This is a genomic window from Pseudomonas sp. JV245A (assembly GCF_032424515.1).
In the GTDB taxonomy this organism is placed as follows: Bacteria; Pseudomonadota; Gammaproteobacteria; order Pseudomonadales; family Pseudomonadaceae; genus Aquipseudomonas; species Aquipseudomonas protegens.
Genome location: NZ_VYKE01000045.1, coordinates 1 through 15,080, shown reverse-complemented (window position 1 = coordinate 15,080; position 15,080 = coordinate 1). Strand labels below are relative to the sequence as shown.

Annotated in this window: 17 protein-coding genes; 9 read left to right on the top strand and 8 right to left on the bottom strand. The window is 55.9% G+C overall.

Translation table 11 applies throughout. The annotated features are described in order from the left end of the window. Window positions 1-71: 71 nt before the first annotated feature. Together F6S12_RS14850 and F6S12_RS14845 are read right to left on the bottom strand one after the other, a co-directional pair. Entirely contained in the window at window positions 72-860 is a 789-nt protein-coding gene (locus F6S12_RS14850) for an SDR family oxidoreductase (RefSeq protein WP_315869030.1), read from the bottom strand. Window positions 861-914: 54 nt separating this feature from the next. Then, entirely contained in the window at window positions 915-2,015 is a 1,101-nt protein-coding gene (locus F6S12_RS14845) for an alkene reductase (RefSeq protein WP_053151349.1), read from the bottom strand. Between the two features lie 149 nt (window positions 2,016-2,164). Here F6S12_RS14845 and F6S12_RS14840 point away from each other — a divergent pair, with 149 nt between their 5' ends. Beyond that, entirely contained in the window at window positions 2,165-2,752 is a 588-nt protein-coding gene (locus tag F6S12_RS14840; RefSeq protein ID WP_315869029.1) for a TetR/AcrR family transcriptional regulator, read from the top strand. A 302-nt stretch (window positions 2,753-3,054) separates the two neighbouring features. On the opposite strand, the gene F6S12_RS14835 is transcribed toward F6S12_RS14840, so the two are convergent. Further along, a complete protein-coding gene (locus F6S12_RS14835) occupies window positions 3,055-3,837 on the bottom strand; it encodes a hypothetical protein (RefSeq protein WP_053151358.1) in 783 nt (260 codons plus the stop codon). A gap of 123 nt (window positions 3,838-3,960) precedes the next feature. Continuing rightward, window positions 3,961-4,752, bottom strand: a complete 792-nt coding sequence (locus F6S12_RS14830) for a response regulator transcription factor (RefSeq protein WP_011061102.1) — start codon at window positions 4,750-4,752, stop codon at window positions 3,961-3,963. A gap of 139 nt (window positions 4,753-4,891) precedes the next feature. On the opposite strand from F6S12_RS14830, the gene F6S12_RS14825 reads away from it, so the two are divergent. Further along, window positions 4,892-5,995: an extracellular solute-binding protein gene (locus F6S12_RS14825; protein ID WP_152686187.1), complete on the top strand. Its 1,104-nt coding sequence runs from the start codon at window positions 4,892-4,894 to the stop codon at window positions 5,993-5,995. A 164-nt stretch (window positions 5,996-6,159) separates the two neighbouring features. After that, window positions 6,160-7,344 (top strand): contractile injection system protein, VgrG/Pvc8 family, encoded by a 1,185-nt coding sequence (locus F6S12_RS14820; protein WP_152686699.1) that lies wholly within the window; start codon window positions 6,160-6,162, stop codon window positions 7,342-7,344. A 123-nt stretch (window positions 7,345-7,467) separates the two neighbouring features. Here the strand turns inward: F6S12_RS14820 and F6S12_RS14815 are convergent, their stop codons facing one another. Further along, entirely contained in the window at window positions 7,468-7,899 is a 432-nt protein-coding gene (locus F6S12_RS14815; protein ID WP_053158259.1) for a hypothetical protein, read from the bottom strand. Then, on the bottom strand, window positions 7,896-8,366 hold the full coding sequence (locus F6S12_RS14810; protein WP_152686188.1) for a DUF6896 domain-containing protein: 471 nt from the start codon (window positions 8,364-8,366) through the stop codon (window positions 7,896-7,898). Before F6S12_RS14810 ends, F6S12_RS14815 begins: the two co-directional genes overlap by 4 nt. Before the next feature lie 525 nt (window positions 8,367-8,891). On the opposite strand from F6S12_RS14810, the gene F6S12_RS14805 reads away from it, so the two are divergent. From F6S12_RS14805 to F6S12_RS14790, 4 genes are all read left to right on the top strand, one after another. Beyond that, window positions 8,892-9,686 carry an NYN domain-containing protein gene (locus tag F6S12_RS14805; RefSeq protein ID WP_041118028.1) on the top strand — a complete coding sequence of 265 codons (795 nt, stop codon included), beginning with the start codon at window positions 8,892-8,894 and terminating at the stop codon, window positions 9,684-9,686. A 77-nt stretch (window positions 9,687-9,763) separates the two neighbouring features. After that, complete coding sequence (locus F6S12_RS14800; RefSeq protein ID WP_315869028.1) at window positions 9,764-10,435, top strand: DUF998 domain-containing protein; 672 nt, start codon at window positions 9,764-9,766, stop codon at window positions 10,433-10,435. A gap of 55 nt (window positions 10,436-10,490) precedes the next feature. Further along, window positions 10,491-11,087, top strand: a complete 597-nt coding sequence (locus F6S12_RS14795; RefSeq protein WP_053151366.1) for a hypothetical protein — start codon at window positions 10,491-10,493, stop codon at window positions 11,085-11,087. A 339-nt stretch (window positions 11,088-11,426) separates the two neighbouring features. Further along, complete coding sequence (locus F6S12_RS14790) at window positions 11,427-11,966, top strand: AAA family ATPase (RefSeq protein WP_315869027.1); 540 nt, start codon at window positions 11,427-11,429, stop codon at window positions 11,964-11,966. 105 nt (window positions 11,967-12,071) lie between these two features. On the opposite strand, the gene F6S12_RS14785 is transcribed toward F6S12_RS14790, so the two are convergent. Next, window positions 12,072-12,965: a LysR family transcriptional regulator gene (locus F6S12_RS14785; RefSeq protein WP_041118032.1), complete on the bottom strand. Its 894-nt coding sequence runs from the start codon at window positions 12,963-12,965 to the stop codon at window positions 12,072-12,074. A gap of 99 nt (window positions 12,966-13,064) precedes the next feature. Between F6S12_RS14785 and F6S12_RS14780 the strand changes: the two genes are divergently transcribed. Together F6S12_RS14780 and F6S12_RS14775 are read left to right on the top strand one after the other, a co-directional pair. Beyond that, entirely contained in the window at window positions 13,065-13,382 is a 318-nt protein-coding gene (locus F6S12_RS14780; protein ID WP_315869026.1) for a twin-arginine translocation signal domain-containing protein, read from the top strand. A gap of 14 nt (window positions 13,383-13,396) precedes the next feature. Further along, window positions 13,397-14,608 carry an MFS transporter gene (locus F6S12_RS14775; protein ID WP_315869025.1) on the top strand — a complete coding sequence of 404 codons (1,212 nt, stop codon included), beginning with the start codon at window positions 13,397-13,399 and terminating at the stop codon, window positions 14,606-14,608. A 177-nt stretch (window positions 14,609-14,785) separates the two neighbouring features. Here the strand turns inward: F6S12_RS14775 and F6S12_RS14770 are convergent. Beyond that, window positions 14,786-15,080, bottom strand: a 295-nt coding sequence (locus tag F6S12_RS14770) for a hypothetical protein (protein WP_409999842.1), incomplete at its 5' end; no start/stop codon positions are given.

The window sequence follows — 15,080 nt, the reverse complement described above, 5'->3', positions numbered from 1 at the left end:
ACTCCGAACAGCGGACCGGATTCGTCGCAGTGCCTGCCGCGAATCCGCCGCGAATGCTCGCTACCTGAAGATCACTCTTGGGTCTGGTAACGCTGGGCAACCTCGGATTGACGGATGTGCCCCAGCAGGCCCTGACGTGCACTCTGCAGGTCATCCCAGGGTTCAGCCTGTTGCAGTGGCGGGATGGTCACCGGTTCGCGCCGATCGAAACCGACCAGTGCGGCATCCACCAGATCGCCCACTTCCATGATTTCGTCCAGGGTAGTGATGTCGACGCCGGAGCGGTCCCAGATTTCCGTGCGGGTGGCGGCCGGCAGCACGGCCTGCACGTACACGCCCCGGGGCGACAGTTCCAGGCTCAGGCCCTGGGACAGGAACAGCACGAAAGCCTTGGTTGCACCATAGACCGTCATGCCGAACTCCGGCGCCAGGCCCACCACCGAACCGATGTTGATGATCGCGCCGTCACCGGCTTTGGCCAGGCGCGGGGCAATGGCACTGGCCAGCCGCACCAGTGCCGTGGTGTTGAGGGCAACCAGTTGCGCAACGCTGTCGGTGCTTTGCTCGATGAAGTTGCCGGACAGCGCGGCGCCGGCGTTATTGATGAGGATGCCGATACGGGCGTCGTCGCGCAGGCGGCTTTCAACGGTTGTCAGATCGCTGAGTTGGGTCAAATCCGCTTTCATCACCTCGACGGCGACCCCGTGTTCGCCGCGCAGTCGGGCTGCAAGTGCGTCCAGGCGTGCCCGGTCGCGGGCGACCAGGACCAGATCATGGCCACGTTGCGCGAAGCGCTCGGCGTAGATGGCGCCGATGCCAGTGGAGGCGCCAGTGATGAGAACGGTAGGGCGAGTGTTCATGGAATCATCTCTCTTTCAGAATGGGTGAAAACGGACAGCTCGGTTTCTGCTTGCTCAGCTTGCGCTGGCGCTCGAATCAACCAGCGTCGGGTAGTCGATGTAGCCTGCCGCGCCGCCGCCGTAGAGGGTGGCGGGATTGAATGCGGACAGCGGCGCGCCGCTTTGCAGGCGCTCCACCAGATCCGGGTTGCCGATGAACGGGCGACCGAACGCGATCAGATCGGCCTGGTCTTCGGCGAGCCGTGAGGTTGCCAGCTCCAGGTCATAGCCGTTGTTGGCGATGTAGGTGTTTTTGAAACGCTGGCGCAGGGCGGCGAAATCCAATGGCGCCACGTCACGTGGGCCACCGGTCGCGCCTTCGACCATGTGCAGGTAAACGACGCCGAGGGCGTCGAGTTGATCGACGACGTAATCGAATTGCGCCTGCGGATTGCTGCTGGAGACACCGTTGGCTGGCGACACCGGCGACAAGCGCACCCCGGTGCGATCCGCACCGATTTCATTGACCACGGCAGCGGTGACTTCGAGCAACAGACGCGCACGATTTTCAATCGAGCCGCCGTAAGCATCGGTGCGCACGTTGGCGCTGTCCTTGAGGAACTGATCCAGCAAATAGCCGTTCGCGCCGTGAATTTCCACGCCATCGAACCCGGCAGCGATAGCGTTTGCCGCGGCCTGGCGGAAATCGGCGACGATCCCCGGCAGTTCGTTGATGTCCAGTGCGCGGGGCTCGCTGGCGTCTTCAAAGCGGTTATTGACGAACACCTGGGTGGCCGCACGCAGCGCGGAAGGGGCCACGGGGGCGGCGCCGTTTTCTTGCAGATCAACGTGGGATACGCGGCCGACATGCCACAGTTGCACAAAGATCTTTGCGCCCTGGGCGTGGACCGCGTCGGTCACCGTGCGCCAGCCATCAATCTGCGCCTGGGTGTAGATCCCGGGGGTGTCCTGATAGCCCTGGCCCTGTTGGGAAATCTGCGTGGCTTCGCTGATCAGCAAGCCCGCGCTAGCGCGTTGGCTGTAATAGGTGGCGGCGAATTCACTGGGAACAAAGCCTGCGCCCGCGCGGTTGCGGGTCAGTGGCGCGAGGACGATGCGGTTCGACAGCGTGAGGGCGCCAAGGGTGTAAGGGGTGAACAGATTCTGATCGGTCATCTGGTGTCTCTTCCGTGCCCGTGGGTGGAGGTCGGTGGTGCGTGCAATTAGGATGATGATCGAAATCTAAACTGTCAACGGTTTTGATTGTGATCGACATCTATGTATGATTGGGCCCATGATTTCCCAATGAACATGAGGTATTGCACGTGAGAGTGAGCAAGGCCCAGGCGCAGGCCAATCGAGAGCACATCGTTGAAACGGCCTCAGAGTTGTTCCGTGAGCGCGGCTTCGACGGTGTGGGTGTGTCGGATCTGATGGCGGCGGCCGGTTTCACCCACGGCGGCTTCTACAAGCATTTCGGCTCGAAGGCCGACCTCATGGCCGAGGCCTCGGCCTGCAGCCTTGCCAAGTCGCTGGCAGGCGTGCAGGCGCTGGATGTGCCTGGCTTCATCGACGTCTATGTGACCAGAGAACATCGCGACGGACGTGGCAGCGGTTGCACCATGGCCGCGTTGTGTGGCGATGCGGCGCGCCAATCGGATGATGTGAAAGCGACGTTTGCCGAAGGGGTCGAGCACACCCTGCAAACCCTGGGGGACAAATACCCGACCCGGCCGGATGCCGCTCCGGAGGAGGGCAGACGGAAAATGATCGACCTGCTGTCCCGTGCGGTGGGTGCGATCATGTTGTCGCGTGCCTGCCCGGATGATTCCGCGCTGGCGGATGAGATTCTTGAGGTGTGCCGCGCTGAGATGTTTGCTTCGTTGGCGGTTGATAAAGGCGAGTCGGCGTAGAGGGGGGCATGCCAGGGTTGTGCGCTTGCGGTCGTTGAGCGCACGTCGGCGTCAATTATGATTTGAAACGTGTCTCGGATCTGCCTGGGCGCACACCCGTGTCAAATTCTTCCTTCACCTTGACTGACGATTCGGCATTTCCAAGATCAGCCTCAATGGGGCCAATGCAACCCCAACAGTCACCGCCACAATCGACCGAAAGCGGATCGTCTTTGAGGCCCAGTTTTCGACCACATATACCGCACATGTCTGACATGCCTAGATCCTTGCTCAGCCAACCTCAATCGTCTTTTCTCCGAGCGTCATTCCACGTAGCGCAGCCACAAATGGGTGCGACCGCGAACAGCCTCGACAACCGTTGAAACCACGGCTTGTCGGTCCTCCTCGGGGGTGTTGTAGAGCGCACAAAAATCGCTCGCCACCGCGCTGGCGACGCAAAGGTCGGCAGGCTCTGCACGCAGGAAGCCGAGGTAGGACGCGCCCACCCCGATCAACTCATAGCCATGGGCCTGGGCGAAGTGGCGGGCCACCGCAAAGTTTTGCGCGGGGCCCAGGTCGCAACTGAAGTAGCCGTTGGGAAAAGCGGCGAGCGCCTGATAGGACTGCTCGACGGGCACCAGGAGTGCCGAGAGGGGCTGGTCGAGCAGTGATACAGGGTTTTGCTGATAGTCCACCCATTCGCGCAGGGCTGGCGCATCAAGGGTCAGGCCGTGGGCGCAAGCGTCTTCGAACGAGCTGCCTGCCACCAGGTCAGTGAAGTTGCGCAAGCAGATCGCGAACTCGGCCTTGGTGGTGGGGTAGCCCAGGTATTCACCCTGTTCGAAGCACTCTGCAGGTAGCAGGGCGATCTCCTGCTCCGAGGCATCGTCCAGCCCCAGGTTGTTGCGGGCATGCCCGGAGGTGTAGCGGGCCTGGGGCAGATCATCCAGCGAGAGAAGGGGCTGGAAACCCGGGTGGTCGCCCGCGATCTTGCGGTAGGCGTCGATCAGCTCATCCAGGCTGGAAATGGCGCTCAGGCTGTATTCATCGCAGGTGCCAGCGGCGGGGTTGCCAGGCATTGCGTTACCGCGAAATTGGATATCCATCGAATGGCTACCGGCTCCATGTGGGTGTTCAGGCGAATGAGCAACGCTTGGTCGAACGTACGTGAGCCTGCTGCTGCTCTCGCTGTTCGTGCCAGGCCTGTGAGTTCATTCCAGGCCCGGGGCCTAGCTTAAAGAGAGCACATCCTGCCTGGGCATGAAGAAGCGTGCAAAGAGTTCGGACTGTGACTTGATGTTCAACTTGGCGTAGATGTTGCGGCGGTGCACTTTGATCGTCTCTGTGGAGAGGGAGAGCTTTCCTGCGATTTCCTTGTTGGAAAAGCCACTGAGCAGCAGCCTGAGCACATCACTTTCCCGCGTGGTTATCTGGGTACCAAACTGGGTGATCGTCTCCGGCCATTGCGGCGGTTCGCTGAGGCTTTTTTCCACATCGACTTCGAAGCACATGCGTTGATGCATGAGTGCCGTGACCCACGGCTTGATGATGTCCAGCATGGTGATGTGTTCCTGGCTGAAATGGGCGTTGCTGCCAATGGAAATGCACAGTGTTCTGTCAGCATCGAGCTGGATGTTGTATTGCACTTCATCTACGCAAATATATTGTGCAAAGTACTTGTGGTAGTACTCGGTTTCAACAAAGTACTCCGGCGCTATATCCAGTAGATGAAAGAAGCCGCTCTGCGGGTTTTCTCGATTGGCGATATAGAAGGGGTCCAGCAAATACAGGCCTTTTACATAGAGGTGAATGAACGCATCCACTTCTTCTGCATCTGCCACCTCGGGCAGGCTGACAACTTGCACTTGTTGATTGCTGAAGATCAAAACTACCCAGTTATCAATCTGCACATATTCATTGAGTGTGCGGATAAGTGAGCTCCAGAACTCTGGGCGATTCAACTGCAGAATCAGTTTTCCAATCGAACGGTGCCAGGCCAGGCTATGAAGATCGAGTGGCATTTTCTACCCCTTTAGGGTTAGGGAATGGTCGGCCGGAGCTAAGTAATCGTAGGTATTTACTATTGGCTGATGCCCGGTATATTCGCTGGCACGGGTTTACGACCGCCATGAGGGCACGTCGTCTGGACAAGGATGTTGCATGAGAAAGTCACGTTTGCGAACCATTTTTTCGGCTGCGTTTCTCTATGCCGTAATAAGCACAACGGCGGGTGCCGCAGAGCCTGCCATGTACCTCTACAACTGGTTCGGGCTGCTCGCACCAGAGACTCCAAAGGAGTTCGAACAGGCCACCGGCACCCGTATCCACATGGATGCCTTCGACAGCGCCGATATCATGCAGAGCAAGGTCATGGCCGGGCGCACGGGGTATGACGTGGTGGTGGCGACCTCCAATGTACTGCCCAGCCTGATCCAGGCCGGAGTCCTGCAGCCACTTGATTCAGGTCAACTGAGTAACCTGTCCCATGTCGATCCCGCCATCCTGGCGCAACTGGCGGTCAATGACCCTGGCAATCGCTACGCCGTGCCCTACTTGTGGGGCACCACCGGCATTGGTTATGACGTTGATAAAGTCAAGGCAGCCCTGGGCGACAATGCCCCGGTCAACAGTTGGGACCTGATCTTCAAGGAAGAGAACATCAGCAAGCTGCAGTCTTGTGGTGTGGCCATGCTCGACTCTCCCAGCGAGATCATCTCGATTGCCTTGAATTACCTCGGGCTGCCCAGCAATAGCAAGAACCCGGATGATTACCAGAAGGCGCAAGCGCTGCTGTTGAAGATTCGCCCCTATATCCTTTATTTCGACTCCTCCAGAATCGACACCGACTTGGCGGGCGGCAACATCTGTGTGGTTGTGGGCTGGGCCAATGGCGCCCTGGCTGCGCAGGCTGCCAATGAAAGCGCCAATACCGGGCGCAGGATCAACTACAGCCTTCCTCGTGAAGGTGCGCTGGTCTGGTCGGAAAACCTGGTGCTGTTGAAAGATGCCCCTCACCCCAAGGAAGGGCTGGCCTTCATCAACTATATGTTGCGCCCGGAAGTGATTGCCAAGACCTCGAATCACACGCTTTATCCTAATGGCAATAAAGATGCCACCGAGTTTGTCGAGCAGAAGTTGCGCGATAACCCCTGGATTTATCCAGACAAGCAAACCATCGCCACATTGGTTCCGCTTGAGCCGCTGCCTTTGAAACTGGAAAGAATCCGTACTCGGGTCTGGACCAAGGTGAAGAGCAGTATCTGATCTGAGTTGACTCTTCGCTTGCTGCTTCATGCACATCTTCATTGTGTGTGAGCGCATTGTTCAAACACTCGGAGACATGTACGCGTCTTGTGCAAGATGAACTTTTGCGCAAGGCGCTGCACGACCGTGCCCATTCAACAGGTTATGCAATAAGAGAACAGTGGATGTTCAGCCCAGCCAATGCACCCCGGTTCAGCCTGACAATCGACGGTTTTGCGCACGACTTCAAGGTGCGCGCGTTCACCGGAGAAGAGGCGATCAGCAAGCCTTATTTCTTCAATGTGGAGTGTGTGAGCGAGCGACCGGATCTGGATCTGCAATGCCTCTTCGATGTGCCGGCTTTTCTGGCATTCGACACTTGGGGCAATGGCATTCATGGGCGCATCTATCACATTGCGCGAGGCCCGGACGCTCAAGGCTTGGCGCACTACAACCTGGCCCTGGTGCCGCACCTGTCCTACTTGCGTCACCGTATCAACAAGAGGATCTATCAGCAGTTCTCGGTGCCCGCTATCGTCGCCCTGGTCCTGGAGGAGCATGGGATTCTGGGGGATGCCTACCGCTTTGAGCTCGGGGCGAGTTACCCCGAGCGTGACTGCTGCACCCAGTACGATGAAACCGATCTGCATTTTATTCAGCGCCTGTGCGAGGAAGAGGGAATTCACTTCCACTTCCAGCACAGCGCTCAAGGCCACGTACTGGTCTTTGGCGATCAGCAGGCAGTATTCCCCCCGATCGGGCCGACCACGGCTTTTGCCCCCGGGCACGATGGGCTCGCCACCCTGTTACCGGTCGGTCACGGCACGCCGACAAGCCTGCGTGCCAGGGAGTCGCGCCAGGTTGAAGGGCAAGGTACGCAGAGCGGGCTGCTCAGTGGTCATGTCCTGGAAACCTCGGGCCAGGGCAGCGACCTCTGGCTACTGACTCAGGTCATTCATGAGGGCAAGCAACCACAGGTTGCGGATGAGAGCGTCGCCAATGGCCACACTGACAACCAGGATCAACTGCGCCAGGGTTATCGCAACCGTTTCACCGCGCTTGCGTTGGACCTTTGCTATCGCCCGCCTTTGGCTCATGAGAAACCTCTGGCCCCAGGCAACCAGACGGCGCTGGTCATCGCCCTGGAAGACCAGGCGAACTCGCGTGGTCAGCGCTTCGAAAGGGTCAAGGTCAAGTTTCCCTGGGACCGCGAAGGTCGGTTCGACGACAAGAGCAGTTGTTGGCTGGCCGGTACTGCCAATTGGCGTTGTGACGTGACGCCGCTGCGACCCGGTGTGGAGGTCAAAGTCGCATTTCTTGAAAACGATCCCGATCAACCGCTGATCAGCGGTTGCCTGTGTTGCGGCTGATACGCCATTGCCCTGAGCGCGCATCAAGCCGCCAGGGAGAAGGCCCGGACCGCGCTCGATAGTGAATCGTCGGTTGCCATCATTGGCCTGATCCCAGGCCTCGGTCCTGACGCCAGGGCTTTCTCATGAGTGTCTGGCCGCGTAGGTCTGGCCCGTCAGCAGGATGACGCCTTCTTTTGAGCAGACGCGGGTGATGCTGTTGATCACGACTTTAAGGCCGCTGGAATGCGGGAACAGCGAAAACAGCAACTCGAAATACAGGTAGTCCTGGACCAGGCGCGCCGCCAGATCGGGATGGTCCTTCAACAGCGTCCTGAAGCTTGGGTAGCCCAGCTCTGCAAGTTCCGGGATGTCGACAAAACCCTGGTCGATATCGTCGGTTTTGCATTCGGCGGCAAAGGTGTCCGCGCAGTCAAGAAAGCGTTGCGGCAGATCGCCGTGGTGGATGCGCAGTTCATAGGGCGTTGCTGGGATCGTCAGTGCCTCGCCGAAGCCCAGGCTGCGATAGCCGACGGTTCGTGGGTCGATGATTTGGCCGGCTGAGGTGAACTTCATGATGGGCTTCCGGGGTGCTCGGGGGGTGAAGGACTGTCGCTATCTTCGAGCGTGCGCGCTAGGGGTCTAACGGTTGCGACGTAATAAAGGATATAGCCCGAATACACCAGAGAGCCTGCTGCCACTTCTTGGTCGAAGCACTGCTTTAGTTCATCCTCATCTGTAAAACCGTATTCCACGAGCCTGTTCTCGGCAAAACCGGCCAGCCTCGATAGGGTTACACCGTCGATTTCGCCCTGCTCGCCAAAGTCAAAGCTCACCGTTGCCGTTGGCAGGTGAACGGCGCAGCCATAGCCGTGCTTGAAGTAGCGAATACCGCCAGCCAGTTCTCCTTGATCCGGGATATCGGTTCCCACCCAATCGGCGTTGCTGGCAGGGAGGGGAATGGCGGATTGTTGCATCAGTTCGACAGCCGTGCGGATGCTGGCTTGGTAGTCGGAAACAAGATGGGCGAGGTGCGGGTTCATGGGCATTCACGTCGAGGTTGAAGGGGCGGGGAGCCTGGTTTTCCCCAGAAGCGCTTGATCAGTTCCTGCATCACGTTGTAGTACCGGCAGCGCAGCCAATTTTGACATACCCTGAGAATCGACCTTGGGGTGCCTGGCCTCTATCTATGGGTTGCATCTTTCAGTGATGAGTTTTTTGGTTCATTGGTGGGCTCGGAGCACATTGCCATTATCTGAGCTATAAACATCTCAATGGAGAGTGTTTTAGAGGGATCTACCAATGAGTAGCACTACGTCGACAATCCCGAGTTTCAATATTTCGCCATATCAAATTGAACTTTTCGGTTGTTCTGTTCTAACCGGAATGCTTTCCCCGGCAGCCATAGTAGATCAAATACTCGTCGGCGATATGCTCCCTGATTACATGATAGCTAGTCAGGAATATTACTTTACGGGTGATGTATGCTCAATCTGATTTATATGTAGGTCACTCTTGCTGCTATGTGGCCAAGCGTCAGATGTACCTTCCGAAGAAAGGAGTCATTCATGAAAAGCGTCGCACTGATAACGATTCATGGTATGGGGAAAATTAAACCGGGGTATTTTCGAGATCTTGAAGAGGGGGTCATCGAAAAGCTCGGGAGTAAGCGGTGGGATAAAGTATCCTTCAAGAACATACAGTATGCCCCTATTTTACAAGGTCCTCAGGATAAATTATGGGATGCCATGTTGAAGGAGAAAACCAATGAGCTTGATGCACTGAAAATACGACAGTTTTTTCTGTTTGGTTTTGGGGATGCCGGCTCTTTGGAATACAGTGCGCAAAAGGACCCTCGAAAATATCTTGATGTCCAAAAAGAAATCCAAAATGTTTTGCTGTCTGCATTCAAAGAGTGCGGTAGTGATCCGAATACGCCAATAGTCTTGATTGCTCAGTCTTTGGGCTGCCAAGTCATATCGAATTATCTATGGGATGCCCAAAATGGAAGGTATATATTTTCATCGCCCAATACCGGTCCGGAGGCGAATTTTCTTAAGCTGAAGTCGCTCAATAATCTAATTACAACGGGGTGCAATATCCCCATCTTCGTTTCAGGTCTGGACGCAAGGGTTTGCTTTGATCCGCCAAGCCCCAATTTTACTTGGGATAACTACTATGATCAGGATGACGTATTAGGCTGGCCATTACGCCAACTTGGAAAGAATTACAATATTGTTCATGATCATTCGATTAATGCCGGTGGCATACTTTCGTCATGGAACGTCGCGAGCCATGGTGAGTATTGGTCTGACAAAGATGTAATTTCCGCAGTGTCGACAAGACTAATGGAATACCTGTAGATGTATTTTAAATGCCCCGGCGTCCAAGTTTGTCAATGGAGTCCACGCTGGGGCAACGGTGTACCTGAAAAGCTCTGATGAATATCAAACTATGTGAGGGACAGGTTATGCTTTCAACGCCTCAGTGTCCTGAAATAGATAACAATACGATAAAGTTGCAAGTGGGCATAATAGCTATGGTGCTTGCGAATGTAACGGACTTTCTTTCGGGAGGGGACATAACTTCTATAAGTGCTTCGTATCATGAGAGTGAATGGGGGCGCAATTTGTTTGTTGGGTTGCTTTTTGCGATATCTGCTTTTATGCTCGCGTACAATGGCTTTTCGCGAAAAGAGATGTTGCTTAGTAAAGTGGCGGCCGTTGCCGCATTTGGTGTTGCAACATTTCCATGCGGGTGTAATGGATATATAGAAACCATACCTCATGTGCACTATGTTTCTGCTGCTGTGATGTTTTCCATATTGGCTTATTTTTGTTACTTGTTTCGTGGGCGTGCTGAGTCCAAGGGGCATGTTGAGGCAAGGCGGCGATCGGTGATTTATACTTTCTGTGGCGTCGCAATAGTTTTGTCAATGCTGGTGATGGTTGTTGATCATGTTTTTAATGAAGCGTTGTCTGGCTTTAACTCGAGGCTTACTTTTTATTGTGAGCGGGTCGGTCTGATCGCATTCGGCATATCCTGGTTGACCGCCAGTAAGTTGCTTCCGGTCATTTCTGCGGTCGACGAGAGGACTCATCCATTTAAATAGACTTTTCAGTTGGAAAGTCACATGTTGGAATCATTAACTACGCGGAAAGAAACGGATGTTTGACGAGCTGATATTTACCGGTGAAACGCCTGCAAAAGAGGATGCCTATGTCGGTGGTGGGGCCTGCCTGCCCACAGAGCTGGCTTGGCCCTGTTCGCCTGATGGAGTACCGCTGACACACCTGATGGCCTTTCCTGGACATTGGTTTTCAGAGGCCCTGATCGACAGGAGTTATTGGGTTTCGGTTTTTGTGCCGTACTTGCCGGGCGAAGTCGGCCACTATCGAAAGTTGCGTGCCATCCAGGGACGCTCGCAAGCGGTTGTCATGGGCTATGTTCGAGCCGGTTCCGAGCGGAATGAGGCGGCTCAGCCGATTTCAGATCGCGGGGCGGTACGGCTGGGGGTGAACTGCGACGTGGACGATGACGAGAACCTGGCCTCGAAGCTGGATGGCGTGGACGCTTGGCTGCAGGCGCCTGTTTCAGCGGAGGCAGGGCGCAGAAGGGTATCCATTTATGGGGGTGATCTGGATAGAGCGCTGCCTGAGCACAAAGGCGTGCTCTCGGATGGCATGGGGTATCTGTTTCTGGATGAGGATTTTTCAGAGCGGATAGGCGCGGGGATTGGTCGGTTCTTTTTGCAGTTGGGGTAGGGGAGGTGGCGCTATCGAAAGCAACGGCCAGGCCAGCGATCTTCGCTGAAAGGGCGTTTGACTGCGTGAACGGGCGCTGCTCGAACAATGCCAGTTGAGATGCTTCTAGATCGACGGAGAGGGCCAATGCTCTATCCCTTGGTCGGGGCCTGACCTAAGTATCTGTGGCCCTTGGCGGCTAACCGTTTGGACTCACCTGTGTCGATGCTTTGTCGTTTGGGCTGACCGCTTTCGGTCAGAAGTTGCCTGTCGTGCTGACCGCCTGTTGTTGACCGAGGTAAGCATTGACGTAAAATCGCCGCCCCAAAAAATCAGCTTGCATAGCGAGAAGGAGCTTCGATGCAACGGGTGATGATTGTTGGTCAACCTGGATCAGGCAAAAGCACTTTGGCGCGTGAGCTTGGTCAGCGCACGGGCTTGCCGGTCGTTCATATCGACACTATCCACTGGCAGCCAGGGTGGATCGAACGAAGCCCGGACGAAAAGACGCGGCTTTGTCTCGATGTAGAGGCTCGAGATCGCTGGATATTCGAAGGTGGCCATTCAGCCACTTGGGACAACCGGGTGGCCCGTGCCGATCTTTTGATATGGATTGATCGTTCGGCGACGCTTCGATTCTTGCGCGTACTGCGCAGAACGCTGCTCCAACGCGGTCAGTCTCGGCCCGACTTGCCGGAGAACTGCCCCGAGCTGCTGGCGAACCTGCCGGAGTTTTTTAGATTCATGTGGCGGACGAAAAAATCAGCGCGAGAAAAAATGCAGCATCTTGTAGCAACAGCGCCATCAGCTTGCCGCGTGGTTTGTCTGCGGTCTAATCGGGACATCGGCATTTTTCTCGCGGGTATGGGAAGTTCGACTGTCCAAGCTCTGCAGGATTGATCGACGGTTGACTGACTGCGGAAACTGCCGCTTACGAGCGGCAGCTCCTGGCCGATTGTTACCTGTCACGATCGGCCGCAATCGATCCATAGCAGACGAGAGTGCTCAGCTTCTATATTTCAGCGCCTCCACCAATGCAGAAAAGGCGGGAGACGTTTGTCGCCTGTTCGGGTAATACAAATGGTAACCCTGAAACTCAGGGCACCAGTCGGCCAAGACTTCTTTGAGCCGGCCGTCAGCCAGATAGGGTGCTACCAATTCCTCTGGTACGTAGGCCAAGCCAACGCCATCCACGGCGGCATTGAGTACGTGCATGATGCTGTTGAAAACAAGTTGTCCATCTGCCTTGACGGTAAAAGCCTGGCCATTACTTTCAAATTCCCATGCGTAGATCGCCCCTGATGGTCTGTGTCGGATATTCACGCAGTCATGCCCGGTCAGCTCATGGGGGGTTGTTGGTGCCGGGTTGCGTTCGAAATATTCTGGAGAGCCCACCACAGCCAACCGCCAATCTGGGCCTATGCGAACGGCGATCATGTCTTTGCTGATCGATTCGCCCATGCGAATGCCAGCATCGAATCGTTCCTCGACCACGTTGGTGAATCCATAGTCGACGTAGAACTCCAGTGTGATATCCGGGTAGCTCTTCAGGAAGCTTGCAAGCATCGGCCGAATGCACAACTCAATCTGATCATCAGTACAGGAAATACGAATCGTTCCACTGGGCTTGTCCCGCAGCTCGCCCAGCGCTTCAAGCTCGGCGGTGATCTGATCAAAAAGCGGAGCGATCGAGCGCATCAATCTTTCTCCCGCCTCTGTGGGCGACACATTGCGTGTCGTGCGGGCCAGCAGTCGTATCCCCAGTCTTTGTTCAAGTGCCCGGATCGTATGACTCAGCGCAGAGGGAGTAATGCCCAGTTTAGCGGCGGCTTTCGTAAAGCTTTGATCTCGCGCCACCGCAAGAAAAGCTTGGAGATCGTTGACTTTAGTACTGGCCATTGCTGAGTTTTTCTCAAAACCACATGAAGATTACGCCTACTAATCAAGATATTTCGAATCCGTCAAGCTCTGTCACATATCTGGAACGGAGTACTGATGATGAGCGAGACACCTGTAACCCTCCTCGAAGCTGCAGAAGCCTTGAACTCTCCAGGGCTTGATCGGCGCGCATTCGTAAAGGCCAGCGGTGTCAGCATTGCGGCCCTGGGCGTCCTTTCAGTCGCAGGCGGTGATGCCTTAGCAACTGACTCGAAAAGCGCTGTCAGCCCGCCGGAAGGCGCCAACAATTTTTACAAAAGTGACAAGGTCACTGTGCAAAAGGTGACCTTCAAGAGCTCATACAGTCTTCAAATTGTGGGCAATCTTGTAACGCCCAAAAATCTGGATAGAAACGCTAAAACGCCTGCAATTGTTTGATGAGAGGTTTTTGAATGACGGCTCAAGTATTCGACACCCCGGCAGGTGAGGCCCTCGGCACGCCGGAGACTGGTGAACTGCCGGCTTACTGGAGTGGCATCTTTGCGATGACACTGTGCGTATTCGCGTTGATCGCCTCGGAGTTCATGCCTGTCAGTTTGCTCACGCCGATTGCATCGGATCTGCAAATCAGTGAAGGACTGGCCGGGTATGGGATCGCCATCTCCGGCGCCTTCGCGGTGCTGACAAGCCTTGCGATTTCCAGGCTAGTGGGTTCAATGGACCGCAAGACGCTGTTGCTTGTACTGACCGGGATTATGTGTGTGTCGGGGCTGGTGGTCGGTCTGGCGCCGAACTATACGGTGTACATGATTGGTCGTGCGCTGATCGGCGTGGTGATCGGTGGATTCTGGTCGATGTCGGCGGCAATGGCCATGCGCCTGGTACCTGCCCATAGCGTGACCAAGGCTCTGGCAATCTTCAACGGCGGCAATGCTTTGGCAACCGTAGTGGCCGCTCCGCTGGGAAGCTATCTGGGGAGTGTCATCGGTTGGCGGGGTGCTTTTTTCTGCCTTATTCCGGTAGCGATTATCGCGTTGATCTGGCAGTGGATCAGCCTGCCAGCCATGGCGCCGGCGCCGCGCAAACCGGGCGCTGGCAATGTCTTCCGATTGTTTAAGAGCCCATTGGTCAGTTTCGGCATGTTGAGTGTGGGCATTTTCTTCATGGGGCAGTTTGTATTGTTCACCTATCTGCGCCCGTTCCTGGAAACCGTCACAGGTGTAGATGTATCCCTGTTGTCGATGGTCCTGCTGGTCATCGGCGTGGCGGGTTTTGTCGGGACCGTTCTGATCGGCACTTTCCTGAAAACCGGAATGTACCGCGTCCTGGTCTGCATTCCACTCTTGATGGCCGCGATTGCACTTTCTTTGATTGTCCTTGGCGGCAAAGTCGTGGCAGCTTTTGTACTGCTTGGGCTGTGGGGCCTGATCGCGACGGCGGCACCTGTGGGGTGGTGGTCGTGGTTGGCCAAGGCGTTGCCCAAGGATGCTGAAGCCGGTGGCGGCTTGATGGTGGCGGTCATTCAGCTATCCATTGCGCTGGGCTCTACCCTCGGTGGGCTGCTGTTCGACGGCAGCGGTTATCGCACGACATTTCTCGCAAGCTCTGTCTTGCTGGTACTCGCGGCAGTGATGGCCTTTTTCACATCGCGAAACCAGGTTTAATAGAAGGCAGACTGAGTAAGGCAGGCAACTGTCCACAATTTGTAAGATCGGATTTGATCCAACATCCGCTATTGGCCGTTTTCAACCACTTTTTAAAAACTTCTTTCCCTCTAAAAAACAAATCACCGTCCCCATTTGAAGCGCTCCGCGCCGCCCAGCAGTACGGAGCGCAACGCATCAGGCTTGCAGCCGCCGGCCCATCACACCCAACAGGGCGCAACTGTCACGCAGCACGATTGCCGCTACGTTGGAGATCTGTTGCAGATTGGCGTCGTCAGCATTCCCCGGCTCTGCGCGGGAGAGGCTTTCCAGCAGTTGAGTCATGGCCAGTAATGGTGCCGCACCCTTGGCATGTAGCACGTCCAATGGTGCGGTCTTGCTTATGAAACAGAGCCCCCGTCCGGGCGGCGCATTTTCAAGCCTTCCCCAGTACAACAATTCCCTCCCGTAGGAGCCGGCTTGCCGGCGAAGA